The sequence below is a fragment of the Herbaspirillum sp. CAH-3 genome, from assembly GCF_009668275.1.
Taxonomy (GTDB): domain Bacteria; phylum Pseudomonadota; class Gammaproteobacteria; order Burkholderiales; family Burkholderiaceae_D; genus Herbaspirillum; species Herbaspirillum aquaticum.
This window is the reverse complement of record NZ_VSWE01000016.1, coordinates 49974-75836: the sequence shown is the minus strand read 5'-3', so window position 1 is coordinate 75836 and position 25863 is coordinate 49974. Positions and strand designations below refer to the sequence as shown.

The 25863-nt window shown below is 57.1% G+C and carries 29 protein-coding genes; 7 read left to right on the top strand and 22 right to left on the bottom strand.

Annotation, left to right across the window (positions count from 1 at the left end; translation table 11 throughout):
• Positions 1 to 75 precede the first annotated feature (75 nt).
• A complete protein-coding gene (locus tag FYB76_RS20515; protein ID WP_154134863.1) occupies positions 76 to 2424 on the top strand; it encodes a heavy metal translocating P-type ATPase in 2349 nt (782 codons plus the stop codon).
• Positions 2425 to 2505: 81 nt separating this feature from the next.
• Here FYB76_RS20515 and istB read toward each other — a convergent pair whose 3' ends face one another.
• The 3 genes from istB to FYB76_RS26895 form a co-directional block, all read right to left on the bottom strand.
• The gene (istB, locus tag FYB76_RS20510) at positions 2506 to 3273 is read right to left on the bottom strand and encodes an IS21-like element helper ATPase IstB (RefSeq protein ID WP_195724685.1); all 768 of its coding nucleotides are present in this window, start codon (positions 3271 to 3273) and stop codon (positions 2506 to 2508) included.
• Entirely contained in the window at positions 3263 to 4825 is a 1563-nt protein-coding gene (gene istA / locus FYB76_RS20505; protein WP_195724684.1) for an IS21 family transposase, read from the bottom strand. The genes istB and istA overlap by 11 nt, the downstream gene beginning before the upstream one ends.
• 345 nt (positions 4826 to 5170) lie before the next feature.
• A complete protein-coding gene (locus tag FYB76_RS26895) occupies positions 5171 to 5317 on the bottom strand; it encodes a hypothetical protein (protein ID WP_229297048.1) in 147 nt (48 codons plus the stop codon).
• 270 nt (positions 5318 to 5587) lie between these two features.
• Between FYB76_RS26895 and FYB76_RS20495 the strand changes: the two genes are divergently transcribed.
• On the top strand, positions 5588 to 6454 hold the full coding sequence (locus tag FYB76_RS20495) for a hypothetical protein (protein ID WP_154134860.1): 867 nt from the start codon (positions 5588 to 5590) through the stop codon (positions 6452 to 6454).
• A gap of 272 nt (positions 6455 to 6726) precedes the next feature.
• On the top strand, positions 6727 to 7128 hold the full coding sequence (locus tag FYB76_RS20490; RefSeq protein WP_154134859.1) for a hypothetical protein: 402 nt from the start codon (positions 6727 to 6729) through the stop codon (positions 7126 to 7128).
• Between the two features lie 533 nt (positions 7129 to 7661).
• Here the strand turns inward: FYB76_RS20490 and FYB76_RS20485 are convergent.
• From FYB76_RS20485 to FYB76_RS20430, 11 genes are all read right to left on the bottom strand, one after another.
• Entirely contained in the window at positions 7662 to 8114 is a 453-nt protein-coding gene (locus FYB76_RS20485) for a hypothetical protein (protein WP_154134858.1), read from the bottom strand.
• Positions 8115 to 8202: 88 nt separating this feature from the next.
• Positions 8203 to 8580 (bottom strand): glyoxalase superfamily protein, encoded by a 378-nt coding sequence (locus FYB76_RS20480; RefSeq protein ID WP_154134857.1) that lies wholly within the window; start codon positions 8578 to 8580, stop codon positions 8203 to 8205.
• 81 nt (positions 8581 to 8661) lie between these two features.
• Positions 8662 to 9255: a hypothetical protein gene (locus tag FYB76_RS20475; protein WP_154134856.1), complete on the bottom strand. Its 594-nt coding sequence runs from the start codon at positions 9253 to 9255 to the stop codon at positions 8662 to 8664.
• A gap of 239 nt (positions 9256 to 9494) precedes the next feature.
• Complete coding sequence (gene imm45 / locus FYB76_RS20470) at positions 9495 to 9833, bottom strand: Imm45 family immunity protein (protein WP_154134855.1); 339 nt, start codon at positions 9831 to 9833, stop codon at positions 9495 to 9497.
• Between the two features lie 286 nt (positions 9834 to 10119).
• Positions 10120 to 10773, bottom strand: coding sequence for an SMI1/KNR4 family protein (locus tag FYB76_RS20465; protein WP_229297047.1), 654 nt, complete (start codon positions 10771 to 10773; stop codon positions 10120 to 10122).
• 236 nt (positions 10774 to 11009) lie between these two features.
• Positions 11010 to 11972 carry a chemotaxis protein gene (locus tag FYB76_RS20455; RefSeq protein WP_154134854.1) on the bottom strand — a complete coding sequence of 321 codons (963 nt, stop codon included), beginning with the start codon at positions 11970 to 11972 and terminating at the stop codon, positions 11010 to 11012.
• A 129-nt stretch (positions 11973 to 12101) separates the two neighbouring features.
• The gene (locus FYB76_RS20450) at positions 12102 to 13712 is read right to left on the bottom strand and encodes a methyl-accepting chemotaxis protein (protein WP_154134853.1); all 1611 of its coding nucleotides are present in this window, start codon (positions 13710 to 13712) and stop codon (positions 12102 to 12104) included.
• Between the two features lie 275 nt (positions 13713 to 13987).
• The gene (locus tag FYB76_RS20445; RefSeq protein ID WP_154134852.1) at positions 13988 to 14272 is read right to left on the bottom strand and encodes a hypothetical protein; all 285 of its coding nucleotides are present in this window, start codon (positions 14270 to 14272) and stop codon (positions 13988 to 13990) included.
• 187 nt (positions 14273 to 14459) lie between these two features.
• Complete coding sequence (locus FYB76_RS20440) at positions 14460 to 14909, bottom strand: carboxymuconolactone decarboxylase family protein (RefSeq protein WP_088757228.1); 450 nt, start codon at positions 14907 to 14909, stop codon at positions 14460 to 14462.
• Between the two features lie 194 nt (positions 14910 to 15103).
• Positions 15104 to 15787: a hypothetical protein gene (locus FYB76_RS20435; protein WP_154134851.1), complete on the bottom strand. Its 684-nt coding sequence runs from the start codon at positions 15785 to 15787 to the stop codon at positions 15104 to 15106.
• Positions 15788 to 15946: 159 nt separating this feature from the next.
• Positions 15947 to 16876 carry a DNA/RNA non-specific endonuclease gene (locus tag FYB76_RS20430; RefSeq protein ID WP_154134850.1) on the bottom strand — a complete coding sequence of 310 codons (930 nt, stop codon included), beginning with the start codon at positions 16874 to 16876 and terminating at the stop codon, positions 15947 to 15949.
• 288 nt (positions 16877 to 17164) lie between these two features.
• On the opposite strand from FYB76_RS20430, the gene FYB76_RS27045 reads away from it, so the two are divergent.
• Positions 17165 to 18442, top strand: a complete 1278-nt coding sequence (locus FYB76_RS27045) for a PAS domain-containing methyl-accepting chemotaxis protein (RefSeq protein WP_154134849.1) — start codon at positions 17165 to 17167, stop codon at positions 18440 to 18442.
• A gap of 205 nt (positions 18443 to 18647) precedes the next feature.
• The gene (locus tag FYB76_RS20420; RefSeq protein ID WP_088757232.1) at positions 18648 to 18884 is read left to right on the top strand and encodes a hypothetical protein; all 237 of its coding nucleotides are present in this window, start codon (positions 18648 to 18650) and stop codon (positions 18882 to 18884) included.
• 18 nt (positions 18885 to 18902) lie between these two features.
• On the opposite strand, the gene FYB76_RS20415 is transcribed toward FYB76_RS20420, so the two are convergent.
• Entirely contained in the window at positions 18903 to 19526 is a 624-nt protein-coding gene (locus FYB76_RS20415) for a LysE family translocator (RefSeq protein WP_154134848.1), read from the bottom strand.
• A gap of 259 nt (positions 19527 to 19785) precedes the next feature.
• On the opposite strand from FYB76_RS20415, the gene FYB76_RS20410 reads away from it, so the two are divergent.
• Together FYB76_RS20410 and FYB76_RS20405 are read left to right on the top strand one after the other, a co-directional pair.
• Positions 19786 to 20163 carry a response regulator gene (locus tag FYB76_RS20410; RefSeq protein WP_088757234.1) on the top strand — a complete coding sequence of 126 codons (378 nt, stop codon included), beginning with the start codon at positions 19786 to 19788 and terminating at the stop codon, positions 20161 to 20163.
• Positions 20164 to 20326: 163 nt separating this feature from the next.
• Positions 20327 to 20629: a hypothetical protein gene (locus FYB76_RS20405; RefSeq protein ID WP_154134847.1), complete on the top strand. Its 303-nt coding sequence runs from the start codon at positions 20327 to 20329 to the stop codon at positions 20627 to 20629.
• A 145-nt stretch (positions 20630 to 20774) separates the two neighbouring features.
• Here the strand turns inward: FYB76_RS20405 and FYB76_RS20400 are convergent, their stop codons facing one another.
• The 7 genes from FYB76_RS20400 to FYB76_RS20375 all read right to left on the bottom strand — a co-directional run bounded on the left by FYB76_RS20400 (position 20775) and on the right by FYB76_RS20375 (position 25702).
• Positions 20775 to 20960 (bottom strand): hypothetical protein, encoded by a 186-nt coding sequence (locus FYB76_RS20400; protein WP_162292106.1) that lies wholly within the window; start codon positions 20958 to 20960, stop codon positions 20775 to 20777.
• A 212-nt stretch (positions 20961 to 21172) separates the two neighbouring features.
• Positions 21173 to 21919, bottom strand: a complete 747-nt coding sequence (locus tag FYB76_RS20395) for a hypothetical protein (protein WP_088757237.1) — start codon at positions 21917 to 21919, stop codon at positions 21173 to 21175.
• A gap of 62 nt (positions 21920 to 21981) precedes the next feature.
• Positions 21982 to 22581, bottom strand: coding sequence for an OmpA family protein (locus FYB76_RS20390; protein ID WP_338152879.1), 600 nt, complete (start codon positions 22579 to 22581; stop codon positions 21982 to 21984).
• Positions 22574 to 23065, bottom strand: a complete 492-nt coding sequence (locus FYB76_RS20385) for a FecR domain-containing protein (RefSeq protein WP_088757238.1) — start codon at positions 23063 to 23065, stop codon at positions 22574 to 22576. Before FYB76_RS20385 ends, FYB76_RS20390 begins: the two co-directional genes overlap by 8 nt.
• 154 nt (positions 23066 to 23219) lie before the next feature.
• Positions 23220 to 23894, bottom strand: a complete 675-nt coding sequence (locus FYB76_RS20380) for an SOS response-associated peptidase (RefSeq protein WP_154134846.1) — start codon at positions 23892 to 23894, stop codon at positions 23220 to 23222.
• A 134-nt stretch (positions 23895 to 24028) separates the two neighbouring features.
• Positions 24029 to 24151, bottom strand: coding sequence for a hypothetical protein (locus tag FYB76_RS27005; RefSeq protein WP_255475323.1), 123 nt, complete (start codon positions 24149 to 24151; stop codon positions 24029 to 24031).
• Positions 24152 to 24322: 171 nt separating this feature from the next.
• Positions 24323 to 25702, bottom strand: a complete 1380-nt coding sequence (locus FYB76_RS20375) for an iron-containing redox enzyme family protein (protein ID WP_154134845.1) — start codon at positions 25700 to 25702, stop codon at positions 24323 to 24325.
• Positions 25703 to 25863: the final 161 nt, after the last annotated feature.

The window sequence follows — 25863 nt, the reverse complement described above, 5'->3', positions numbered from 1 at the left end:
TGACGACGTGAGGGCGCGCTTCATGTGTCCCTCACGTTACCTGCTGGGTATGCCTGACACGGGAGAGCAGTAACTATGGATGAACACCACCACCATCATCACGCCGCACCAGTTCCAGCCATTGAAGCGGGATCGCCCCCGGAAAAAAGCCAGACTGATCCGGTTTGCCACATGATGGTGGCTCCCGATCCATACCGGAGGATTGAACACGGCGGGAGAGACTTTTACTTCTGCAGTGACAAGTGCATGGGCCGGTTTCGTGCTAATCCAGCCGCATTTGTCGGAGATTCATCAAAGCCCGATGTAAGCACGGTATCGTCTGACGGAACCGTCTATACATGCCCCATGCACCCGCAAGTCAGGCAGGCCTCGCCGGGAAATTGCCCCATCTGTGGGATGAGCCTGGAGCCACTGCTACCGTCGGACCAAGAAGAGGAGAACCCTGAGCTGCGGGACTTCCAAAGGCGATTCTGGCTCACGTTACCCTTGACGGTGCTCGTGACGGTGCTGGCCATGGCCGGCGGCCGCATATTTCCACATGGCCTGATCGGCCAAAGCTGGATCGAGCTCGCGCTCGGTACGCCCGTGGTCCTGTATGCCGGATGGCCGTTCTTGACCCGCGGTGTCGACTCGATCGTCCACCGCAGTCCCAATATGTGGACCCTGATCAGCACGGGCGTGGTAGCGGCCTATGGCTATAGTGTGGTCGCAACCGTCTTCCCCGAGCTATTCCCCAAGGCCTTCATGGAACACGGGCGGATCGGTGTCTACTTCGAAGCCGCGGCCGTCATCATCTCACTGACCCTGCTGGGACAGATCCTGGAACTACGGGCGCGCTCGCAGACCTCTGCCGCCATCAAATCGCTGCTCGGCTTGGCACCTAAAACAGCTAGACGGATCGCTGCAGATGGTACGGAAGAAGATATCCCCTTGAGTAACGTTCACATTGGAGACCTGCTACGGGTCCGACCAGGCGAAAAAGTCGCTACTGACGGGGTGGTCGTTGAGGGAGAGAGTGCCATTGACGAGTCGATGTTGACTGGCGAACCGGTACCCGTGACCAAGCGGTCAGGTGACAAGGTTATCGGAGCAACGATCAACGCCAGCGGAAGCCTGATCATCCGCTCCGAGAAGGTCGGGTCGCAGACCATGCTCTCGCAGATCGTTCAGATGGTCGCCCAAGCCCAGCGCTCGCGCGCCCCCATGCAGCGGTTAGCGGACGTCGTCGCCGGCTACTTTGTCGTGATCGTGGTCGGCATTGCCGTACTGACGCTGCTAGGCTGGGGATTCCTTGGACCACAACCGAGCTGGGTCTATGGCTTTGTCAACGCGGTTGCCGTCCTGATTATCGCTTGCCCCTGTGCGCTGGGACTGGCTACGCCCATGTCCATCATGGCCGCCACTGGCCGGGCCGCAACCCAAGGCATCCTGTTCCGAGACGCAGCGGCCATCGAAAGCATGAAAAAGCTCGATACGATCATCGTCGACAAGACTGGCACCCTGACGGAAGGAAAGCCAGCATTCGATCGGATATTCGCTGCACCGGGCAGTCAAGAGACGGAAGTGTTGCAGCTGGCGGCAAGCCTCGACCAGGGAAGTGAGCATCCACTAGCGCACGCTATCGTTGCCGAGGCACGCCGGCGCCAGCTTTCCTTGATGACACCCAGCAGCTTTGAATCTTCCAGTGGAATAGGTGTTCGAGGCGTGGTCAACGGCGAACGGATGGCCCTGGGCAATACCACGCTGATGGAATCTGAAGGCGTCTCTTCGACACCGCTGCTGGCTGAAGCAGAAGCTCTGCGTGCCGAAGGTGCTAGCGTGATGTATCTAGCGAGGAATGGCGTGCTTTTGGGGCTGCTAGCGGTCTCCGATCCTGTGAAGGAAACCACACGGGAAGCGCTGGCCAGTCTAAAAGACGCCGGGCTGACGGTGGTTATGGCCACCGGTGATGGCACAACCACGGCGAAAGCTGTTGCCGGAAAGCTCGGCATCTCTGAGGTCTACGGGGAGCTCAAGCCTCAAGACAAGCTCGCGCTTCTAGAACGTTTCCAGGCCGAAGGCAAGATCGTCGGGATGGCGGGTGATGGGATCAACGATGCTCCGGCGCTGGCCAAAGCAAATGTCGGGATTGCCATGGGGACCGGCACCGACGTGGCGATCAATAGCGCTCATGTCACCCTGGTGAAGGGCGACCTGCGCGCCATCGCACGTGCGAGAGGATTGTCGGTAGAAACCGTGCGCAACATGCGTCAGAATCTGGGCTTTGCTTTTCTCTACAACGCCTTGGGCATTCCCCTGGCTGCAGGCGTGCTTTATCCGTTTACCGGACAGCTGCTCTCTCCGATGTTAGCCGCGCTGGCGATGAGTCTGAGTTCGGTATCGGTAATCGCGAACGCGCTGCGGCTACGCGAAATAGATCATTGAGGGCTGCCTCATCTATTCAGACTGATGACTTCCTCGGAACCAATTAAAATGGAATCCTGCGGAAGTCATCAAATGGGTAGTCTAAACTTTTTCAGACTTTTTCCCACCTCGTTTTGGCACCGGTGCATTTGCACCGCGCATCGAATCTCCCGTGAGTTCAAGGACGTACGAGCTATGAACCACGCGATCCATAATTGCGTCTGCAACAGTCTTGTCATTGAAGGCTGCATGCCAAGAACTTAACGGGAATTGGCTGGTAAATAGAATGGAACGATTGTCCAAGCGATTTACGATCAGTTCCAACAGGTCGTTCTGGGCCCGCTTGTTAAAGACATCAATACCCCAGTCATCGATGACCAAAAGGTCAAACTTATTGAGCTGCTCGAGGCGATGCGTAAATGAGCCTGTTGCTCGTGCTGAGACCATGCTGTCGACAAGGGCAGAAACTCGGATGAAGTGACTGGCCAACCCGTCTCGGCACGCCTGGTTTGCCAGGGCGCAGGCCAGCCATGACTTTCCGGTACCAGTTGGTCCTGTAATGACTACATTGTGCCGGTTGCGGATCCAGTCCAACGATCCGAGTGTCAAGAAGAGCGATTTGTCTAGACCTCTAGGAGTGCGATAGTCGACATCTTCCAAGGAGGCATTCAGAGAAAGGCCAGCCCGTCGAAGTAGCAGCTGTAGTTTGCGAGCCTTGCGGACAGTAATCTCGTGATCAACAATACTGCGCACCCGTTGCTCGAAAGGCAGATCGCTGGCGGTAGGTGTCGTGATCTGTCGCTCAAATTCAGCAGCCATTCCTGGTAGGCGCAGATGGTGCATCTTTTCGATAGTAAGGTTATTCATCATCTTTCTTCTCTCCATGTGTTTGCAGCAACGACTGATAGTGTGCGGAGCCACGAATGTTGCAATGATCGATTGTTGGTGAATGCTCCTCGACAGATTCCTCCTCCATCAAAAGATCTAGCTTTTTGCTCAAGACATCGCGCAGGTCTTTGGTTCCTAAGATGTTGTTAGTGGATGCGTAAGCGCATACTTTCTCCAGACGGGTGTTGCCGTACTTCTTGGCCAAATTCCGCATAGCCTGAGTGGTCCGGTATCCGGAATGACGGCCGCGGCAACGATCAAGTAATATTTCTAGATGCTGGGCAGTCATTGGGCCGATTTCCTTCGCCCAGTTCATTGCCCTCTCTTTCGTCCACCCTTGTACTGCGTCGTGAGCTGCTGCTCGATGTGCTGGCAGCATGGTGACTCCATCTTTCTCAGTGCTACGGATGTGAGTGACGATGGACTGATTGAACTGCAGCAGTTCTATTGACGTGTTGGTAGCGCGATAATCAAATTCTTGACCGCGCTTGTCATGCGGGACGCTATAGGAGTGACCGTCAATTCTGACCAGATAATCTGGGCCAGCGCGAACTATCCCCCATTCGGCAGCCTCATAGCGCTCGGTAGGAAGAGATTTGAGCGCAGGCTGTTCATGCTCGATCCAGCGGCTGAATCGGCTGCCAGCGATTTTCTGAAAACTCTTACGGTTGAGCTCCTCTAGCAATGCGCGGATCGATTGATTGGCTTCTGCCAACGTGAAGAAAATTCGCTTTCTGAGGCGAAACAAGATCCACCTTTGACATAGTAGGACTGCAGCCTCGGCTCGCGACTTGTCCTTTGGTTTTCCCGAACGAGCCGGCAACGGAGCAGCGCCATAGTGCCGACAGAGCTGTAAGTATGATTCGTTGATTCGTGGCTCGTACCGATCTGCCACAGCGACTGCGGATTTCAGATTATCTGGAACCACCGTCTCGGGCACTCCGCCGAAAAACTCAAACATGCGAACGTGAGAGGCAATCCAGTCAGGGATGCGCTGTGTCCATGTCAATTCAGCATAGGTGTAGTTTGATCCGCCAAGAACACCGACGAATAGCTGCGCCTGTCGTATTTCACCGGTAGTCTTGTCCGTGATGGCAACTGTTTTACCCGAGTAGTCAACAAAGGCTGCTTCGCCGTAGTGAATTTCCCCTCTCATCGATAGCCGCTGAGACTTCTTCCAGGCCCGATACATCTTGCAGAATGAGGCGTACTGATAGAGGTTGCTTTCAGGTGACTGCGCTCTCCACTCCTCATGCAAAATCGCCAGCGTGGCACCAGGCTTCTTTAGCTGAAGATCGACGTCGGCGAAATCGATCTTGCCAAAAGACGGCCGGACTCTAGTTTTTGGGTTGATTAGGTCGTCCAGTTTTTTGTCGTCAATTTCGGGGGGGATCGGCCACTTCAGGCCAACCTTCTCGAATTGTCTCAATATGCGTTCGACCACTCTCCGGCTAAAGCCGGTCATAGTGGCGATCCGCCGCTGAGAGTAGTTCATTTCGAACGTATATCTCAGCACGTCACGTACGATGCGCACGTTTGCTCTCCTTATAGCCATAGTCACGCCTTGCGCGATAGAGCGCGCAGAAAGATGCTTGGACGAAGGAGAAACGCTCGGGCATGAGCGATCCTCCTCTCCTAAAGCAAGGTGTTGACACAGGGGGGGATGAAGGGAGATACTGAGCGCGGAGAAGTGCATTTTCCAACGCTGTTCGAAAGGGCTGGTGGCGGCAACCACCGGCCTTTTTTGTGTCCCCTTCGTTTGCGTAGATGAACTAGCTCACGAGGCAACTCCTTTCTCGGCATCACTTTGCCGTAGTGCTTTCGTCCGTTCTTGGACAAGCCATTTCGCAACGTCAATCGTTAGCGCAAACTTTCCTCTTCATTTTTCTAGCTCAAATACGGGTACGGGCAGCGTCTTGCGGACCATTGCCTGTCGATAGGCCTCTTTCGTTGGATAGCCCAGGGCGTTGCGAAGAATATCTCCGGATAGCAGCGGACCGTACTGGCGAGTCAGTTCACGGCTCAAGAGCATCTCTAGTGGTACGTCGTAGGTGTCGCTTGGAGCAGGCTCAGTCACGTCGAGTCTCGCTTAATGTGGAAATTCCCTCCAAATACTATCCTCACCTGCAGTTGCCTTCCAGCCGACGTTTTAGGCTGAAAATTGCGCATAATATCGCAATCAAAAAGGCTGCAAGTCCACTTTATGCCATTGTATTTAAATGATATTTCCTGAAATCACTTTGATACTGTACTAATTAAAATGTCGGCCACTAGACAAGCGCGGCGAGACCCGGATGTGGACAAAATCCGCTCAATATTCTGGTTCAATTGGATTGGGATGCAGATTGATTCAACGCAGGCGCATGACGTGCGAAAGGCGCTCGAACTTAATCGAAACTTCTTGGGTAAAGATGGGCAACCGGACAAAAACGCCAAGTTCTCTCAGTACAAACGCGGCGAGAGGATGCCGAATGCCACGCTAATTGAAAGCGCCGATCGCCTAGTTCCTGGTTCGCGGTCTGTTATTGACCTTCCGCTGTGGAGGGTGCTACGCCACAAAGGTGATATTGCTGGCATTGTGGCGCAGTGGGTTGCCATGTTGCATCCAAAAGTACGAGGCCTAATGATTAAGCGGGATCGGTCTATCCGCGATCAGGCAAACGATATTTACCTGAGGGAACTTGGCAGGCTAGCAACCTGGGATTGTCTCGCAGGCTTGGCGATTGTGTTACGGCTTAACATTGAGGCTGGCAATCCCGAGGGGGCCTGGAAGTGTGCTCACGCAATTTTTGGTCTTCTAGTGGTGCTTTGCCCGCAGTTGGTAGCCTATGGTATCGCTGATGAGCTCTATGCTCTGTTTGCCAATAGGTTTTTCTCGTTGCTCAAGTTCGGTGGTTACACGAGGGCGTGGACCGATCATTCGTTCACAGAAATGGCCCTGCGTGCACAACTTAGGGCTGAGCGTGAAAAAGGAATCGTCACCGGAAGTCGTCGATCGACCTTGGTCTACATAGATGCTGCGATGCAAGAAAGTTTGTGGGGTGAAGGGAAAAACTACCTGCCCTTACTGGTTCCGGATCTGGATTTGGGCCCTCCCACTAAGAACGGGATGTTGATTCTAATGCAACACCTAAAAGACTCGAAACGAGGACGAACTGAGTAGATCCCCTAATTTGGCTGGCACGACAATAGTCTGTCGGGTGGCTCACCTTAAAAATATTGTATGGCACGGCTTAAGCGCATCAGGTGGCACCGAATACTATGACTTGAGTGGTCCCGCTTACGAGTTATTCGCCGATGGTAGGGCTTTCGTTGGGTTGGCCCCTCTTAAGAATATTCGCTGGCTCCGATTGCTTACAGACACCGGGGCCGACTAGCGCGTTGGAAAGTGGCGCTACTTAAGAAGCGAATTCTGGCTCCTTATGCGTCAACTGGGTGGCGCATCTGAAGAGAATACGCAATAAGAAAACCTTTGCAGATTTCGGGGTCCCCTCGAAGCACACGTACCCTGAAATCGCCTCCCTAACGGTGCAAGAGTGCCAAACGCTGATTGAAAATTTCTTGATGAATATTGGTCTTCAGTTTACGGATCCCACTCCCACTCAGCTGGAAAATGGAATGACGGTGAACTATCCGAAAAGCTTTTTGCTCCACCAAGGGCATCAGTATGAAACCTTGATACAAACAAAATTCTCAGAGCTTAACGCGATCTCAAGGGGCCAAGGTGACTCTGCGCTTAAGCTTGGTGTGCTACGGGTAATTGAAGAATTCCCACAGTTTTTACCGACAGAAATCAAGGAGACATTCGAAAAAATTGCTGGTCCTTTTTTGAATTAAATCAGCCGTACGTCGTTGATTTTCAAGCGCAACATACCAGCTGAGAAACTGTAGGCCGATGTGGAGGAACATAATGAGGGGCCAAAGCTAAGATTCAGGTGAGGAAATCCGCCGGAGAATCTTTTGCCCAAGATATGACTTGGCTTCTTGGCTCGTCGCACATATGCTCCTTGGGCTCATAATCTGTGGGGGCGTGTGGGTTATTCGATGAAAGCAGGGCGAATTAAATCAAGCACTTACCGTTAGCCAAGAGCACCATCAATAACCCAGCCGCCCTACTCTAACATGCTGATTTTTATACGAGTTTAATAGATAGCTAGGCTATTTCGTAATCAGTAGGTCGACGGTTCGATTCCGCCCATCAGCACCAGCACACAAGGGTTTCCGGCTTACGCCGGAAATCTGTTTGGGTAATAAACACCTCCTTGGGTAATAGAAGTGCCCTCGGCGAGGTTGATAGCCCCCAAAAAAAGCCCGCGATTGCGGGCTTTTTAATTGGCCGGATGTCGGCTTCTGGCCGATAGCAGACATGATCAAGGATTGGAGGCTCCACAAACGGCCTGCTTGTACTTGTCCGCCTCAAATCGAAACGGGCCAAGCCCCTCAATCAAACGGAGCGCCTCGTAACCATTTTCGTAGGCAAATTCTTTCCAAACTACGGCATCAGCTGTCCTCTCGATGAGCACCGAGAATCTGCCACACCCGATGTCCCCGCACTCAGGGCAGATGTAGAGTCCAACTCTGCGAGGGCGAAAGTCTGAAGAGGAGGGAGAAATTTCACTCAAGATGCTATCTGTAACAGCCCCAAAACCACGCACAAAACACCCCATAAAATCATCGTGGCCGCCAGCAATTGCAATCAAACGCAACAAAAGAGATTCGCCATTGATCAAAAAGTCTGATGAGTGTCGTTCTACTGCAGTCACACCGTTGCTAGAGTAGCCAGGACGATGATGTGGAGTATGAGTCAGTATTGCGTAAGTCATCTGCGATTTTCCAATCCAATCGAACGCATCTCAGCACAGAAGGCGAACATCATAGGATGCCTGGTCCACTTCTGGCCGACAGCCTCTCTCAGCTGCTCTCGGCGTCAGTAGTGAAGACAATTCGATTACCAAATGGGTCCAGAATCGACATATCCCGGCTGCCCCAAGGAGTTGTCCGCACCTCCGGGAAATATCCCATATATGGACGGCCTTTCAGTTCTCCGTAGAGTTCGTCCACGTTCGCTACCGGGATGCGCAACGCGGATCCCGGGCAGGCATCCCCATGATGCTCCGATAGATGCAGAATGCATCCATCCCGGGAAATTTGCAGATATAGCGGCAGAAGCTTCTCAAAACGATGTTGCCAATCAATTTTGAAATTTAGCCACTCAACATAAAAGGACAGTGCCTTTGACTCGTCGAAAATCCTGAGTATTGGTATCGGCGAATGAATTCTGTTTGTCATTTCTTAAATGGATTGAGAGCCAAATTTGCTTGCAACGACAACGCGGGATTTCCATTTTTTCCGCAACTGGCCGTTGAAGGTCTATTCGTGAACATGAGGACTCCTTGTCCTCTTTCGCATAACAATAAATACATAAGCAGTAGCGACCAATACAGATGGCCCCACCGACAGGATAATTATGGGAGCATCCAAGATTTGCGTTACTGCCGCACGCGGCAGAGTTATCAATTTAGATGCCGTACCTCCAGCGAAAACCGCAAGCGTAATCTTTTGTTGTAGATAGGACCGATATACTAAAAAAACTGCTGCAGCACTAGCAATCGATACTAAAAAAATTCCGACTGCTGCCAAAACGCGCTGCGTCGCTTTTTTTAAAGTTAGCGTTGCTGCCACCATCGGAATAAACACGAAAGAAAAACAGATAAACCATACCTTCCAGTACAGTAAAAAAGGGGTAAAAGGTGTTTGCGGAGGTAGCGATATCCTCCCGTTATCGGGTGTAAATATCCAGAGCACAACTCGTAAGTAAGCCTCTTTAAATCCGTTGGTCACTACAAATCCCGCGGTCATTGAAAACATACTCAGAACAACGAGGAAGCGCGGTGACTTGGCCGCTGCAATATCAAGACCTGAAAATGGTTTATCAGGAGTATCACTGCTAGTCACAGATTTCATAACTTAAACCTCAAAAGAACCAAGTATGCAAAGACCCATGCTTGCTAAAGAATTTTTTCCCATATTTCTCGTTATGAGGTTGTCCGCTCCGGTTGCATGGCCGCTCGTATCACAACGCATTCAAGTCCAGGAACACCTGATTCAGCGCTCTTCGCTGCTTCCGAGATTTGATCGCCTCTGCGCAGAACCAGACCGCTTCTGCCCGATAGAATCCAGATTGTGAAAGCCCTCCAGCAGATCTACAGTTCCTCAGCAGCCAAAGGGCTGCGAGTCAAGACGTCCCTGACATCACAATCTGGGTAGCACCAATGCTCCCAATTTTCAACCAGCCAAGTTCTGCTGAGGGCAGCGCTGCCGCGGCTGTAACTGCTTTCCGCAGGAAGGAGCTGAAGAGGATTGATTCCCGCCTTGTGCCCGGTAATGGTGACAAGACCGTGGAGCCATTTGTCTTTTTCGCCGATCTGTTCACAGACCATCAGAACGACGATCGACTCAAAAGGATATTTGGCTGGAAACTTGAGTAAAGTCCCCCGAGGCAAGGGCTCGTCTGGAAAATCGATCAATCTTCCCCATTTCATAAGGTCTTCCTTGATAAAGGAGATTCCTGCTGCTGCCAGATAGCGGACCTCGTAGCCCAAAGCGACGACGGCGTAGCCCGATACAGAATCAGGCTACGCATCCGACAACTGATCCAGAGAATAGATGGGCGTATGAGGGGGCGATTGGTCCGTTATCTTTCCTTCAGATTCAGCCGGAAAATTGCCGGGAACGTTCGCGCTTCTGTCCAGCGGCAGGCGCAGTGAGCGCGAATTAACGGATAAATAATCTAACTTCCAGGTGAAATGACTTAATTGGTCAAAGAATTCATTCACTGCGCTGTGATGCAAACAAGATTTTAACTGAGTCCAGAAAATGGAATTTTTCAGGAACTTTGGTATTCAGGCTCCGGCCACCATCATCCTCATTTCTGATTGCTGCATTCCCCGATTCCAACTGCTCAACCAGCCACTCCATGAATGTCTCAACAGAACTTCCCAAAACGAATTTCTCATCTTCATCTCGACCAAAATTGATGACTTGCCCTACGTTCCCGCGCTCACCGGGATCCAAATCCACTCCAAGATGGTTTCCACCGTAATCGTACGCAAAAGGGATCCAGAACTTGTTTGCGTAGATCTCCTTGATCGCGCCCGCTTTTGCTGATTTGCAAAAGCGGCTGGCGCCTTGCATATCCCCCGGCGAGCATTCGTCTATCACTTTTTTCCACGACTCCCAGTGCTTACGTGCATCTGCCAGGGAAAGGAAGATGAGTCCAAAGAAGGGTCCTGTGTTAGCACTTACAAACTGGCCATCATGCATTCTGTAGAGATCCTTCAGACTTTCTGGCAAAGCTACCCCAATCTGATTCTCGAACTCTGCAAGGTCTGCCTCCGAACACCCAGGTGCCAAATCCACATAAACCTCATGAAGATTGGTTTCCAGCCATTTTTCCAACCGTTTCATCTGCTTTTTTGTCATACGTCTCTTTGCGAAGAAGGCTTATATTCGTCGGCAGCGTGTACCCGAGATAGACGTTAAATATATATTGACACCCGCTGGGGCCATTTGCCGAAGGTCATGCCCGTCGATTGCAAAAACCTCCGGTGGAAGGTCTTCTCGCCCATGGCCAGCCTGCTGGCCTATTCATTGGCAGTGGTCATATCGCCTGGATCGTCCAGCAATGCAGGCCGCTCTTCTCATTGCGCATCCCAATGTCAGGCAGGCAGCACCTTCCCCAACATCGCCGCCAGATCACTGGGAGCAAACTTGGCGACATACCCATCAGCCCCGACAGAGCGGACATGATCCTCGTTGGCAGCGCCGGTCAGCGATGAGTGGATCACCACGGGAAGGCGCTTGTATTTCTCAGAACTCTTGATCTTGCGGGTCAAGGTAAAGCCATCCATCTCGGGCATTTCAAGATCGGTCAATACCATCGCAACCTTGTCCATCACCGACTTGCCCTCGGCCTCGGCTTCAGCATTGAGCTGCTGTAGCTTGTTCCAGGCCTGGAGCCCGTCAGTGGCCATGATGAAAGGAAGATTCAATTCCTTGAGGCATTGCTCTATCAATGCGCGAGCCACCCGGGAATCATCGGCGGCCAGTACCACAGTCCCCGGTTTCAACGTGACCGGGCGAGCGCCGCCCTTGCTCGGCTCGATCGATTCCTTCATCGGCGAGACCAGGTTCAGGATGTGCTCCACATCCAGCACCTGCACCAGACGGCCCCCGTCGCGCTCAGTATCCATACGGGCAATGCTGGTCACCAGCCCGCCAGGGGCGTGGGCATCAGCCGGCAGCACCTGGCTCCAGTCCAGGCGAACGATTTCTTCCACCGATTCCACCGCAAAGGCTTGGGTGTGCCGGGCAAATTCCGTGATCAACAGGATATTGAGCCCTTGCGACGCCTTGCAACACGTGACCGCTGACAAGTCCACGACGGACATCACCTGTCCCCGGATATTGACCATCCCCATCATCGGCGGTGTCATGCCCGCAGCCGCAGTGATGGGCATCATCGGAACGATCTCGCGGATCTTGAAGACATTGATGCCGTACAGTTCCCCAGGCCTGTCGGTAGAACCATCCGGAGTTCCGACGCGAAAGAGCAGCAGTTCGAATTTATTGGTGGAAGTCAGGTTCGTACGCTCATCGATTTCTTTTTGAAAATTGTCCATGATGGTTCTCTGAAAATGGAGAGGCCTTGTTCTCGCGCTGCAGAACAGTGAGCGGATGGGGGGATGCCTATTGGGCGGCCGTACTGACGCACAACCGCCCAATGCACAGGCATGAAGGTAATGCCGTCTTCAAGCTGGCAGCGTTTCGAACTGACGCTGCGGGATCGTAGCCACGACTGCACCGGCGGTTGAAGACAGTTTGAAGGTACTAACCAGCTGCGTCAGCGAGGCGGCTTCCTGCTTCATCGTTGACGATGCGGCAGAAGCTTCTTCGACGAGTGCGGCGTTTCGCTGCGTGGCTTCATCGATTTGCGCAATGGCCTGGTTGATCTGCTCAAGCCCTCGCGTCTGTTCGGCACTGGCAACACTGATTTCCTGGACGATGCCCGAGACGTTCTTGATGCTCTCCACCACCCTGCCCATGGTCGCGCCGGCCTGGTTGACCTGCTGCTCACCAGTGGCGATCCTGCTCACCGACTGGTTGATCAATGCTTCGATTTCCTTGGCAGCGCTGGCGGAGCGCTGGGCCAGCGCCCGCACCTCTGCTGCCACGACCGCGAATCCCCGCCCCTGCTCGCCTGCGCGGGCTGCTTCAACAGCAGCATTCAAGGCAAGGATGTTGGTCTGGAATGCGATACCATCGATGACGCTGATGATTTCCACGATTTCGCGGGAAGAACCGCTGATGGCTCTCATCGTATCGACCACGAGAGCAACGGCCTCACCGCCCTCGGCCGCAATATGCGAAGCATCGTTGGCCAGCCGGTTGGCTTGAACGGCGTTCTCTGAATTCTGCTTGACGGTTGCCGTGAGCTGCTCCATGGCGGACGCAGTTTCTTCCAGCGAACTGGCTTGCTGTTCCGTACGCGCCGACAGGTCGACGGTTCCGCGTTGGATTTCTCCGGAAGCCGCGCCGATGGTATGTGTTCCCTCGCGAACATCGCTGACGATAGCGGCAAGACTTTCGTTCATGTCCTTCAACGCAGCGACCAGCTCACCCACTTCGTCGCGGCTGTCCACGTTGATGCGACTGGTGAGGTCACCGTCACGCACTTTGCGGGCAATCTCCACGGCGCCCGCCAAGGGTACCGCGATCGACCGGGTCAACCGCCAGGCGATCAACATCCCGACGACCAATGCCAGCACACTGATACCGGCCATCGTCAATTTAGCCTGTGAATAGGCACGCTCCGCCGAGGCTGCGTTTTCCTGAGTGTTCAGATAAAGGTAGTCGTTGATTTTCTGGACGTGCGTGATGACCGACTGAAGAATCGGCATGCATTCCTTGTTGAGGACAACCCGCGCCTCGTCACTCTTCATGGCCATGGCGAGTTCCACCACCTTTACCGCCACCGGGTAATACTGCTTTTCGAGATCAACAAGTTGCTCGATCAACTGTCGTTCGGCATCAGAAGCTGACGACTCGGCCACCAATCTTTTCAATTCCGCCAGCCCGTCATTGATGTCCTTTTGCGTCTTGGCGACCAGCGCTGCGTCGTTCTTTTGCAAAGCGGGATCAGTGATCAGCGTGAGGTTGCGCGCAGCGATGGCACGCAAGGTGATGCCGAACTGCGTCTTGGCAAGTGCTTTCAATTTGCCCTCGTCCACTGCGGTCAGGAATTCTATCCGGTCATTCAGTGACGAAATCTGCCGAAGACCGAAGCCAGCAACACAGACAAGCAAAAAGATGACGGCAGCCAGTCCTAAGGCAAGACGCTGGCCGATCTTGAGATTCTTCATACTCCCCCCCGAGAATTGAAAAATGACACCTTGTAGTTATAGGAGCTTTACCCTATCTCAACGACCAGGAAATTCCTGCTAACCGCATAAAATCTTTCAAGAAAAATAGATAAGCTTGATCTGAGTCAATTCGCATGCTGAATTCACCAGGCTGAAACGCGAGGATTTGCGATTTTCAGGCAACAACATCAACGTGGATTGTCTGCGCAAGGAATCAATCAATGCGTACGATGACCAACCGTCACTGCGCCGCTGCCAATCCCGGCACGCAGGAATCAAGCGGGGATAAGCTCTCCCGCCAGCATTTCCCTGGCACACCTCAGGGCTTGCGCGTAGCTTGGATGCTCTATCCGGGGTTGACCCAATTCCACTTCCACCGCGTTACGCAGCATCAGCCTTGCCTGCGCCTCATTGACACCACCGGAGAAGCTGATATGGGCAACCGCATTCGAAAGGACCTGCCGCATCCTGTCCGTGAATTCCACTGCGCTGACCGAGAGATAGGCAACATTCTTGACCAGAATCATGTGATGGCTGACCGCTAAAGCTGTGGCGCTCATGGCTGCCTCCCCGGAGATAGTGAGGTCAAGCATAGTGCAGTCGCTTTCTGCCGAGCATCGGGAAATCCCTGAGATATCCCGAGGCGATATCGAATGCCTGCGCCAGGAAAAAGGGGTTCCGGACATTCGCCTGGAACCCCTTTCTGATTGGCTACGCGAGCCATAGGCCTGTCGCTCGCAAGCGATGCTAGGCCTTCGCCAGCGGCTTCATGCGAAAACTGATCCCCATGCGATTGATGGCATTCATGGTGGCGATCACGATGGAGAGTTCGACCAGATTCTTTTCACCGAAGACAGCCAGGGCCGCAGCATAGGCATCGTCGGAAGCATGCGTCTGGCTGACCAGCGTCACTTCTTCCGCCCAGGCCAGTGCGGCCCTTTCCTGATCGGAGAACAGATAGTCCGCCTCCTCCCACACCGGCACCAGGACCACCTTGTCGACCGACATCCCGCCTTTGATCAGGTCGCGCGTGTGGATGTCGATACAGTGCGCGCACCCGTTGATCTGCGACACCCTCAAAAAGACCAGATGTATCAACTCATCCGGCAAGCCGGTGCCGGTGGTGACGTAGTGATGAAGCGCGCCTACAGCCTTGGCGCCCTCGCCGGAAATGTGAAACCAATTTGGACGTTTCATGAATTCTTCCTTGAAGTTGGGTTGAGCGGATGGATTTCCAAATCCCGCTGCACTCAAGACGGCTGAACGACGCAGCCTGTGACAACTTCAACAAGAATTCTTTGTTTAATTTTTTTTAGCCAAATGGAAGCCAGTATTCGCCACCAGCGAATACTCCCCGAGCAACCCGATCCGTCCTGCGCAGCCAGGCAAGCCTACGAAGCAGCAGACTCCGGCGCCGGCGATGCGCCAGGACGGGAACGCCCGGCCGCCTCTATCGCCTCGGCGAAGATTTCATGAATGCTGCGTGCCGTGAACGCCGGAAGCATGGATTCCGGCGCGCCCGGGCCACCCCCGCCGCCCAGGCCCGGCAGAAAATCGGACGTCCTGATTTCCACCTTTCCCTGCCCCTTCAAGGCTTGTGCGATCTCTTCGAGTCGCTGCTGCGGATTCAACGGGGCTTCGCTGAGGCCAGGAATGGCATTCTTTATGGATCCATAGCCGCCCGCATCATTGACCTCGGCAACCAGCTGGCCGTTGACCAGTACCTGCCCCACCGTCTGGTAGGCATGCTCCCTTGCATATTGCGAGTTCAATGCGTTGCGGGCCGCCTCCTCTTTGGAGCGGACCTCCATTTCCTGTATCAGGTTTTCCGGCATCTGATAAACGGCGAGGTCCAGGGAGCTGAGCAGCGTGGCCGTACCAGTCAAGCGATACGGGCTGGCAAGCCCATCCTTCTGTGCCTCGCCCACGCTGGCTTTCTGCAGGGCTTCGGCAGAAATCGTGACCTTGGTGGAGTCGCCTGCCTGTCTTGCATCAGGATCTGCTGCGGCCTGGGGTGCTGTCGAGCTCAACTTGCTTGCTGTCAGTGTCGCGGCCTGGGTGCCGGAAATCATCATCGCATTCTTTCCTTTGAGAAATGCTTCGATACACGCTTTCGCGGGGGAGACATCTAGGTTTTCCTAGTATGGGAGGGAGGCCGCGCAGTCAATCGTGTGAGTAAAAATGATTTTTTACCTCAATTCACTGCAAGGGTGTGCAAGGGCATGCCTTGCTGCTCACGATACAGCTTTAGCCCCGCCCTGCCCCAGCAATTGCAAACCCGTCCTGCGCACGAAGCTCTCATAATCCATCGGCGCTCCCACCTCGGTATCAGCGCGATTGGCCTGTATATACGCCCAGGCCCGGCCATTGCTGGCGTCATACACCAGCTTGAAAATACGGGACGGCACCGCGATATGCCCGCGTCCGATCGTGCTCGGCGCGGCATCAAACAAAGGGCCGGTAAATACGAAGACATCGCCCCGCGCGCGCATGACGTACTTGCGCGTATCACGCTCGACCTTGGACCACGGTCCTGAATTGTGCTTCTGGTTCTGCGGGACCATGTTGGCCAGCGAGAAGCTCTGCGCCATTGCCTCCGGCGTGGACATGTCACCGGCCGGTGCCATGTGTCCCCGTGCATAGCCCGATCCCCGGTAGTCCTCAAGTTCGGCACGCTCCGCACGCGGCAATCGGGCCTCCGCATAGAAACGGTCGGTGCGGTGCTGCTCGCGCGCATTCACCAGTGCGGCGCGATTGAGGCGCTCCACGACCACTAAAGGGGTCTTGGTCTGGCTGTTGTAGAGCACGGCGAAAGCGCTGAAACACAACTCCCGCAAATGCGCTCCCGCAGGCAATTGCGCAGGATGTGCACCAGGGAAAAACTGCGGGCATTGGGCAAAGCGCGTGACGGTGGGTCCGGGATCAGCGTGCCGCACCGGGGCGGGCGCGTCCTCGACGGGCAGTTCGAGGTGCGGCAGGCTGAATCGCTCGCGCAGGCCATCGGCCAGTTGCGGGTTCAGTACGCAACTGGCAATGCCGAAGACAAGGATCGTCGTGCTGGTGAATGAAATCAGGAAACGGCGGAATGCTCCCGATCGTTTCTGCTTGCTTTTGCTGGAGGTGGCCCGCTTGCGCGGCGCTGCCTTTTTCTGTCTGGTTGCCATACGGGCCGCATGGTAACTTGCCGCGACATTTGTTTCCAGTTCATCAGGAAAACCCCGATGGCATTTCCGGCTGTGACTTTTACACTTGGAGCACTGACGGACTGCGTCCAGCCTGGCAAGAAAAGGACCGCAGCTGTCGCAGTAAAACACCGATATAAAAACCAAGGCCTGTTCCGATGCCATCCGCAAGATGACGAGGAACGGGCCCCGAACAACACATCAGGTCCCAGAATGGCACTCCTTGACATGCTCTCGTTTTTCTCCCGCCTCAGCAGAAAGAAGGCTGACATGCTCGGCCAGCTTGCCGCCATCAACAAGGCCGTTGCCGTCATCGAGTTCAAGCTGGATGGCACCATCATCAAGGCCAACCAGAACTTCCTGGATTTGATGGGCTATACCCTCCCCGAAATCAAGGGCCAGCATCACCGCATCTTCGTCGCGCCCGAAGAACGCGATACGCCGGAGTACGCGCAGTTCTGGCAGAAACTGGGACGGGGTGAATTCGACCAGCGCCTCTATCGCCGCGTCACGAAATCAGGCGCCGTGGTCTGGATCCAGGCGACCTACAACCCGATCATGGATGCCAGGGGGCGTCCCTTCAAGATCGTCAAGTACGCACGGGACGTCACGCAACAGCAACTGCAGGCCGCCGATTTCTCCGGGCAGATCACCGCCATCAACAAGGTACGCGCCGTCATCGAGTTCGATGTGGATGGCACGATCCTGAACGCCAACGAGAATTTCCTGCGCGCGGTCGGCTATTCCCTCGCGGAAATCGTCGGCAAGCATCACGCCATCTTCGTCGAACCATCCGAGCGCACTTCCAGGAACTATCAGGAATTCTGGAAGCGCCTGGGAGCCGGGCAATTCGACGCCGGCCTGTATCGCCGCGTGAAAAAGAATGGCGATGCCTTGTGGCTGCAGGCCAACTACAACCCCATCTTCGACATGAGCGGGCGCGTCTTCAAGGTGGTCAAATACGCCACCGACGTGACCATCCAGACGCAGGCCACGCAAACGCTGCAGTCCGCTGTAGGCGGACTGTCGGAGGCCCTCAACGCCGGCTCGGCCAGTGCCCGGCAAGCCAACGACCTGGTCAAGGCCACGTCCACCATCGCCCAGCAGGGCGGCGCCGTGATGGAGGAGGTCGTCAACAAGATGGCAGCCATCAATGCGAGTGCCGCCAAGATCACCGAGATCGTCGGCGTGATCGACGAGATCACCTTCCGTACCAATCTGCTGGCCCTGAATGCGGCCGTAGAGGCCGCACGGGCCGGGGAGCACGGGCGCGGCTTTGCCGTGGTCGCCGGGGAAGTACGCAGCCTGGCGCAGCGCACGGCGGCATCGGCCAGTGAAATCAAGACCTTGATCGAAGGCTCGGTCAATGAGGCCAGGCAAGGCACCGAGCTGGTCAAGAATGCCGGCAAGACCATGAACACCATGGTCGATTCCATCAGCGACATCACCGGCATCATCGAAACCATCAGCACGTCCGCCACCAACCAGACCAATGAGATCGCACAGGTCAACGAGGCAGTGAGCCAGCTGCAGGTCTTGATGAAATAAGCCGCCGCCCGGGCCGGACGCCAGGCGGGACCATGCAGGGAGGCAAGCGGGCAGCTTGTATGGATCATGTCTGCTGGACCCGCATACAAGGCCTTGGTTAGAATGCACAGGACACTGTTACCGAGGCAGTGACTCACCTCTGCTACTTTCAGATTCGCAAAGCTGGCACCGGATTGTTCCCCCAGCGAATCAAAGGCCAGACATCATGGATTGGGTTCCAATCGTCTTCATCATCTTCAAGGTAGCCGTGCTTGGCATCGGCATGTTCTACGCCATCAAATGGCACTACGACCAGGGCAGGAAGGGCAAGCAGGCAGAACAGCGCGCCGTACTGCGCGCCAGTGGCAAGGTGGCCGTGATCTTCGTGGTCTCGCTGGTGGTCCTGGGCGTGGCGACCATGTTCATCTCGCGCATGCTCGGACTGGAGCTGACTTTCCCGTAAGCCGGGAAGCGCAGCCGCTTATGCCGCCGGCCGCCTGGCCAAGGCCAGTACCAGCCCGAAGAAGACCATCATGCCGCCGCTGATGCGGTTCATCCAGCGCAAGCCGCGCGCATTCTGCATCAGGCCCTTGAGCCGCGTTCCCGCGTAGGCATAGGCCGCAATGGCCACCAGTTCGAGCGCCAGGAAGATCGCCCCCAGGGTGAGGAAACTGGATAAATAGTTTTCAGGTATCACGAACTGCGGGAAGAAGGCCGTGAATACCAGGATGGCCTTGGGGTTGCCGATGGCGACCAGGAACTCCTTGCGCACATAGCCGGCAATACCCTGCTGCGCTTCGAGGCGCTGGCCACCCACTTCCGCCTTGGCAAGGAAGAGCTTGCACCCCAGCCAGACCAGGTAAGCCGCACCCAGCACCTTGACCACCGTGAAGGCCATCTGCGAGGCCATCAGCAAGGCACCCATGCCCACTGCCGCCACCCCGATCATCAAGGCGAACGCCACCAGGCGACCTGCTGCCGCGAGCAGCGCATGGCGCAAGCCATGGTGCGCACCGATGGTGATGGAGAGCAGGTTGTTGGGCCCGAAGGCCATGTTCAGCGCAAAGCAGGAAGGGATGAACAGCAGCAGGCTTTCCAGGGGCATCGCGGATCCTCGTTCAGGGTGTGGGAGGTTGTCAGCAAATCCGTCGGCATGCCCGGCCGCCCGCGCACATCGACGAAACGTACATTCTAGCCGTGCGCGCACTGACACGCAGGTGACGCATTTATTCTTACGCTGCTGTCAGCGCGGTTTTCCCACGATTCAGGAAATGACTGATGCAAGTTTTTCAATTTCGGTCACATAATCGCAAAGCCGTTCGTTCTGGTGTCAGGACGTAGCCAATCCACCCGGAGATCGCTTCATGAATCCGAGCAATCGCGCTCGCACCCTGCTGATTGTGGAAGACAACAAGGATGTCAGAAGCATTTTTGCGGAAGTCTTTCAGGGCGTGGGCTATCGCGTGCTGGAAGCCGCCAATGGCGAAGATGCCCTGCATGTCATGGCCACCGCCCTCGATCCCGTCAATGTGGTACTCACCGATCTGCGCATGCCGGTCATGGATGGCCTCGAACTGGCCACCCGCATCAAAGGCGATACGCGCTTCTCGGGCATTCCGGTGGTGCTGCTCAGCGCCACGCCGATGACCAACTCCTGGCAGGCGCTGGATGTCTTTTCCGCCCTGCTCACCAAACCCTGTTCCTTTGATCGCCTGCTCTCCACGGTGGACGGCGTGCAGTAAGACACTCGCGCCAGCTCTGCCGCAACAGGTAACGAATACGCTACCCGTCCGACAGCCGGCACTGACACCATCAAGGGAGCTTCACCGATCCCCGGCGCTGGACACCGGCGCGATGATGCAAGAACTGCGCATGAGCGCAGGGCATTCATCAAGGAGTGAAATCATGTCGAATCAGAATCAAGGCGGGTCCCGCGGTGGTTCCCACGAGCAGCACGTTCAGGCCGGGCAGCAAAGCCACAAGAATGACCAGCAGAACCAGAGCAGCAGCGCTTCCGGCCAGCAGCAGGGTGGCAACAGCCGTGGCGGCTCGCATGAGCAACATGTCCAGGCCGGACAGCAGAGCCACAAGAATGACCAGCAAAACCAGAGCAGCAGCGGCAGCGGGCAGCAGCAGGGTGATTCCACCCGTGGCGGCTCGCACGAGCAGCACGTCAAGGCCGGGCAGCAGAGCCACAAGAACAGCTGACAGCGCTGATCCGCCTCATCAGGCAGCCTGATCAACAGGCCTGCGCGCCGCTTCCCGGAAAGGAACGGCGCGCTTTTGCGCGCTTGCTGCGCGGAGCGGGCCTTTCCATGCCGGGCTGCAGAACTGCCGCCGGGCTTGTTCGTTTTTACTGCAGTCCCGGGGGCAATTCTTCCTGCATGGCGGGGGCCGGCAACAAGGCGGGCGCCGTACGGGCCGCAGGCTGCCGCAGTACCCGCCACAGGAACACGCCCGAGACCGCCATCCCGACCACGACATAGGCGGCATAGAACGCGGCGGCATAACTGCCGTAGTGAAGAAGAGTGTGGATCATGGCCATGCGTCCTTGCGCGGGAGATTCGGGTCGATGGCGTGATCTTATGTTTTATATCATTGATGCAATATCAGGAAATTTCCTAGTTGTATCGCACACACTCCACTGCTGAGCTACTGGATAGCACGCAATCTATTGTGGGGATAGCGTGGCGCTATCAAGCCGGACGCTGCAGTCAACGCAGTACGGCGACCGGCCCATGGCAGACCATGTCACTTCCAGAACATCCACCACGGCCGTTCAGGCCGCAGCGGCGCTGTTGACGCTGCGGGTATCTTCCCGGGCGGCTGCTCCAGCTCGGGAGGCCAGCGCATGGCGCTGTTGGCCGAACCGGCAAGGGCCCACCCGGGTAGTTCGTCGAGCGCACTCTCCGGGTCAAGGCCGGCAAGGTTGAGCATGGCAGGTGTCATCTGCCACGACTGGCGCGCATCCAGCCCTGCCAGGTCCTGGTAACAGCGGCGCAATTCCTGTTCCAGTTCACCCGCCTCCGACATCATGTCCAGCTCGGCCGTCTTGACCAGGATATGGCGCCAGGGCTCAGCCTCGATCCTCGCAATCCATTCTTCATAAAGCGCATGGCGCTCTGCGCCCAGCGCCGGCCGCAGCATCGCAGAACGCTGGCGCAGCCGCGCGATCCCTGTTGCACGCTCGCACGAAAGATAGGCGTGGGGGCGGTCCTCATCATCCCCGTCCTCTTCATCGTAGAAGTCGTCATCCTCGTCGCCCTCGCTACCGTCGTTGCCGTCATCCATGCGCTGCGGATGGGCAGCGTCACCTGTCCCGGCGTCAGCGCCGGCGCTGAGTTGGATATCGTCTTCCGAGAACAGGCACATCCAGAACAAGGGAATGCGCGCCGCGGCTTCGTACTCGGTGCCAATCATGGAAAAGAATTCTTCGGACTGCTCTTCGGTGGGCAGGCCTTCAAAATTCGTGCAATAGAGATAGACGCGATTGCTCAAGGAGCTTCTCCTTCAGGTCTGACAGGGACGGAGCGGGCATGCGCAGCAGCGCGCCGCCGGACTCAACGGATCTTGATCTCGACGAAGCGATTGCGCGGCTCGGCCACGCCGCGTTTTTGCGGCACGCGCGGATCGCGCGCGCCCTTGCCGATGACTTCGATGCTCAAGGCCTTCACCTCTGCGCGCTGCAGTTCGCGCTCGATCAGGCGGGCGCGGCGCAGGGACAAGGCATCATTGCTGGCATCGCTGCCGATGGCGTCGGCATGGCCGGTGAGGATGAATTCACCGGCGGGAAATTCCTTGATCTCGGCAATGGCCTTCTTGAGCAATTCCTGGGAGGCCGGGGTGAGTCGGTCGGTCCCCAGTTCGAAGAGCAGGTCATAGCTGCGCGGTCGCGCCGGCAGGCTGCGCATGACCTCGGCATAGCGACGCTCCACTTCGGCGGCCGACAGGGTCTGGGTCGGCTCGGGCTTGCCGCCGCGTGTTTCCACGGCCGCATAGGGCGAGGTCAGCGCGGTCTCGCCGCTGGCTGTCTTGACCACGATGCTGCTGGCAGATCCATCGGCCTGCGGCAGCAGCACGAAACGCTCCTTGGGGCCTGCACATCCTGCCAGCAGGGCCACCAGCGCCATCATGGCGCAGCTCATCCATGCTTTATTCACCGGCCACCTCCACGATGAAGTCGGTACCACGGATGCCGATGGTGGCCGTCGGGGTCGAGAGCAACTGGCTCTCCGGGCTGCGCTTGCCGATCAGTCCGGAGACGTAGCGCAGCGTGCCCTTGGAGAGGCGCACGGCGATGCTGCCTTCGTCGGTCTTGTCGTTGTAGGCAAACTGTTCGAGCAGGAACTGGCTGTTGGAACCGAGGGAAATGAGCGTATCGTCGCGCAGGGTGAAACCGACCGAACTGGCGGCAGCGGTGACCACGCGGTCACCGGCATAGAGCCGCTCCCCGGTAGACAAGGGACGGCTCTTGCCACTGCGCTCGGCGCGCACGTCGCCTTGCAAGACCTTGACGATGCCGGCCTGGCTGGCCGTGGCCTCCTGTGCTGTCGCACTGCCCTGCCCCAGCAGCCAGGCGCTGGCCAGCAATACGCTTCCCCATCCGGATACCCGCCCTGCATTGCCTGCCCTGATGATCCCCATGCCCCGTTCCCTTGATGTTGTGATGATGACGTGACCCATGGCATGGCCGACCAGCACGGACGGCAAGATGCCACCGCGCAATTTCACAGAAAATCATCATCAAGGTCAACAACTCTTTACAAAGGCAGGGCGCGCCCGCCGCCGCGAGAGAAGATCAAAACAGGAATGTGCCCTGCTGAGCGCGGCTACCGGGCTCGTTCTTGGGCGCCGGCCAGGCCTTCATGGCGCTGGCGGGATAGTTCAGCAGCAGCTCGCGCGCCCGCTCCGGATGGCCGGCGTTGATCCAGTCGGCATAGTGGGCGCGCGGGATGATGACGAGGTTGCGCTTTTCTTCGCCGGGCTTGTGAAAACGATTCATCAACGGATGCTCATCAGCATTGATGGTGATCTGGGTAAACGAAAATGCATACCCGCCTTCGGCCTCTTCCCAGGCACGCCACAGGCCGGCCACGCAGAAAGGCTGGTCGTCGGCCATGCCGATGGCCCAGCGCTGGGCACGGCCGCTTTCGTAATTTGGTTCATAGAACCACTGCATGGGCAGCAGGCAAGTCTGGGCCTGGTGCCACGGACCGGCGTAGCTGCGTTTCTCGGCGATGGTCTCGGCGCGCGCATTCATGGTGGAGATCTGCAGTCCTGCCTGCAACTTGCGCCGCGGCATCATGCCGTAGGTCGCCACGATGAGTTCGGGCTCGCCGTCCAGGCCGGCGCGGACTGCCGGGGCGGCGTAGTCCTGCCAGGTCTCCTCGGGCCAGTCGGGCGTGGCGGAGGTATCGGCACCGGTCAGTGCGGTGATCATGGACTTGGGGGTGGGCTTGTAGTTGACGCACATGGCAGCACAATCGCGATCACGGGGACCGCGATTGTGCCACAGCGTGGCTGGCGCCGTGGCACGGCTGCACGCCAAGAAAAAACCGGCCACGGGGGCCGGTTTCGAGGAAGCTTGACTGCTCAGGAGCAGGTCGCTCAGGCAGCCTGCTTGCCTTCCAGGATGGATTCTTCCAGGGCGATCAGGGATTCGATGGCAGCGATGAGCATGCCGATGCGGTGACGGCGATAGATGAGGCGTTTTCTTGCGCGGATGTTCATGGTTTCTCCAGCAGCCGGCGCAGGGCCGGCGGGTTGACGGGTCGGGCCACCGCCCCCGCGCCTGCATCTTCACATCGACTGCGAGCGTGCATCCAGCGGGGCGGCCAGCGGCCAAGGCCCGACATTATAGCCGACTGCCGAACCGCGCCTGCCATTGCGCCATACGCGGCCTCACGCCACACAAGCGCGGCGGTAACGCTCGCTGTAGAGGCGGGTCGCCTCCAGGCCCGGCACGAAATGATGCCGCCCGGGGGCCAGCTCGGCCACCAGCGCATCCAGGTCGACCTCGCGGGCGGCCAGGGCCGGCACGGCCGGGGCTTCGGCGGCGGCGCTGTCGCGGCCACGCGCCATTGCCCGGAAACCCGGCTGGCGTCGGCCATCGCTCCAGCCTTGCTCGATCCATTCGCGGATGACCTGCTTCTCGTAGCCATCGAAGACCCCGAACATCTGGCCCCCGGCAGCATCGATCAGGCGCCAGAAGCGGCTCTCGCTGGCCTCCTTGCCACGCGTGATCCACTTGGCCTTTTCCATCTCTTCCAGGAAGCTGGCCATGCCCTCGGGCTCTTCCAGCCACTGGTTCACCGTCTTGCCGCCGATGCGGCAATAGTCCGAATGCATCATGCGCCCGAAGGCCGCCTTCTCGGCGAGCACGCGCACCACTTCCTGCTCCAGGGAGAAGGAGCCGATCACGCCCAGCGTGCTGGCGCCCAGCTCATTGAGCAGGTAGCCACGCCGCACGCCGGCCATGAAGGCCTGCGGATCCGGGGCCTGGGCGGCCGCTTGCACGACCGCCTCGGCAGCCTTGCGGGCATGGCCGCTGGCGGCGTTGTCGATGGTCACGTGCAGGGTGAAGTAATAGGGATCGATGCCCAGCTCATTGAGCTCGTAGGCGGTGATGAGCAGGTGCAGCGGCAGCTGTTCATAGCCCAGGTTGAATCCGAACACCTCGGCCTCGAACTGCTCGCCATGATGCGCCAGCCCCAGCTGGATGGCGCCTTGCACGTAATGGTCTTCGGACAGCGCCGGTCCATGCTCGCAGCCATTGGCCGCCAGCAGGCTGCGATAGAGGGTCACATGGTTCATGGCGGCATCACCATCGCCCAGCTCTTCCAGGTAGGTGAGGATGAGCGGACGGAACAGCGGATCGCGCCAGCGCTTGACGGCACTGTAGAGCCAGGCGCCATCGACCAGCTTGGTCGGCGCCACGCGGCGCAGGAAATTGAGCGCATGCGCCCGTCCGCTGAAGTAGCGCCGGGGAGCGCCCTGCTGACGCTCCTTCAGATAGGCTTCGTAGGCGCTGCCGACCTCGATGGCGCGCGACTCCATCCACGCGGCCAGGGCGGCGGGATCATCGGGCAGGTCGCAGGGCAGGCCGGCGGCTTGCTCCATTTGCCGGGCCAGGTAGTCCCGCCCCATGGCCAGCGCGGCCTCATCGGGCGTCGGCACGAACAGCTGGGCATAGACCTGCTCAGCCTGCAAGGGGCCGTCCTGGTGGCGATAGGCTTGGGCGGCCGAGCGGGCGGCCTGCATTTCCTCGACGGTAGATCGCATACGTCCTCGCGCAAAGTCAATTGCCTGCAGCATGCGCGCTGTGGTGCGGCGGCGCTATCAGCGCCCGGCCTGCCTTGGTGTCGGAGAATGCCCCGGGGGCGGTAGGAGGATGCGGCACGGCCGGCCGCCGGGCCATTGTCTTGGCGGTTCTTATGTCCGAT

What these genes read in the sequence shown, in the direction of transcription:
- FYB76_RS20435 (WP_154134851.1), bottom strand. Translation starts at nt 15,787, where the DNA reads ATGATGATTTCCGGCACCCAGGCCGCGACACTGACAGCAAGCAAGTTG.
- FYB76_RS27005 (WP_255475323.1), bottom strand. Translation starts at nt 24,151, where the DNA reads ATGAACATCCGCGCAAGAAAACGCCTCATCTATCGCCGTCACCGCATC.
- FYB76_RS20430 (WP_154134850.1), bottom strand. Translation starts at nt 16,876, where the DNA reads ATGGCAACCAGACAGAAAAAGGCAGCGCCGCGCAAGCGGGCCACCTCC.
- FYB76_RS20515 (WP_154134863.1), top strand. Translation starts at nt 76, where the DNA reads ATGGATGAACACCACCACCATCATCACGCCGCACCAGTTCCAGCCATT.
- FYB76_RS20475 (WP_154134856.1), bottom strand. Translation starts at nt 9,255, where the DNA reads ATGAAATCTGTGACTAGCAGTGATACTCCTGATAAACCATTTTCAGGT.
- FYB76_RS20400 (WP_162292106.1), bottom strand. Translation starts at nt 20,960, where the DNA reads ATGATCCACACTCTTCTTCACTACGGCAGTTATGCCGCCGCGTTCTAT.
- FYB76_RS20415 (WP_154134848.1), bottom strand. Translation starts at nt 19,526, where the DNA reads ATGCCCCTGGAAAGCCTGCTGCTGTTCATCCCTTCCTGCTTTGCGCTG.
- FYB76_RS20455 (WP_154134854.1), bottom strand. Translation starts at nt 11,972, where the DNA reads ATGGACAATTTTCAAAAAGAAATCGATGAGCGTACGAACCTGACTTCC.
- FYB76_RS20405 (WP_154134847.1), top strand. Translation starts at nt 20,327, where the DNA reads ATGTCGAATCAGAATCAAGGCGGGTCCCGCGGTGGTTCCCACGAGCAG.
- FYB76_RS20450 (WP_154134853.1), bottom strand. Translation starts at nt 13,712, where the DNA reads ATGAAGAATCTCAAGATCGGCCAGCGTCTTGCCTTAGGACTGGCTGCC.
- FYB76_RS20445 (WP_154134852.1), bottom strand. Translation starts at nt 14,272, where the DNA reads ATGAGCGCCACAGCTTTAGCGGTCAGCCATCACATGATTCTGGTCAAG.
- FYB76_RS20420 (WP_088757232.1), top strand. Translation starts at nt 18,648, where the DNA reads ATGGATTGGGTTCCAATCGTCTTCATCATCTTCAAGGTAGCCGTGCTT.
- FYB76_RS27045 (WP_154134849.1), top strand. Translation starts at nt 17,165, where the DNA reads ATGCTCGGCCAGCTTGCCGCCATCAACAAGGCCGTTGCCGTCATCGAG.
- FYB76_RS20380 (WP_154134846.1), bottom strand. Translation starts at nt 23,894, where the DNA reads ATGTGCGTCAACTACAAGCCCACCCCCAAGTCCATGATCACCGCACTG.
- FYB76_RS20465 (WP_229297047.1), bottom strand. Translation starts at nt 10,773, where the DNA reads ATGACAAAAAAGCAGATGAAACGGTTGGAAAAATGGCTGGAAACCAAT.
- FYB76_RS20480 (WP_154134857.1), bottom strand. Translation starts at nt 8,580, where the DNA reads ATGACAAACAGAATTCATTCGCCGATACCAATACTCAGGATTTTCGAC.
- istB (WP_195724685.1), bottom strand. Translation starts at nt 3,273, where the DNA reads ATGATGAATAACCTTACTATCGAAAAGATGCACCATCTGCGCCTACCA.
- FYB76_RS20375 (WP_154134845.1), bottom strand. Translation starts at nt 25,702, where the DNA reads ATGCGATCTACCGTCGAGGAAATGCAGGCCGCCCGCTCGGCCGCCCAA.
- FYB76_RS20385 (WP_088757238.1), bottom strand. Translation starts at nt 23,065, where the DNA reads ATGGGGATCATCAGGGCAGGCAATGCAGGGCGGGTATCCGGATGGGGA.
- FYB76_RS20440 (WP_088757228.1), bottom strand. Translation starts at nt 14,909, where the DNA reads ATGAAACGTCCAAATTGGTTTCACATTTCCGGCGAGGGCGCCAAGGCT.
- FYB76_RS20485 (WP_154134858.1), bottom strand. Translation starts at nt 8,114, where the DNA reads ATGACTTACGCAATACTGACTCATACTCCACATCATCGTCCTGGCTAC.
- imm45 (WP_154134855.1), bottom strand. Translation starts at nt 9,833, where the DNA reads ATGAAATGGGGAAGATTGATCGATTTTCCAGACGAGCCCTTGCCTCGG.
- FYB76_RS20410 (WP_088757234.1), top strand. Translation starts at nt 19,786, where the DNA reads ATGAATCCGAGCAATCGCGCTCGCACCCTGCTGATTGTGGAAGACAAC.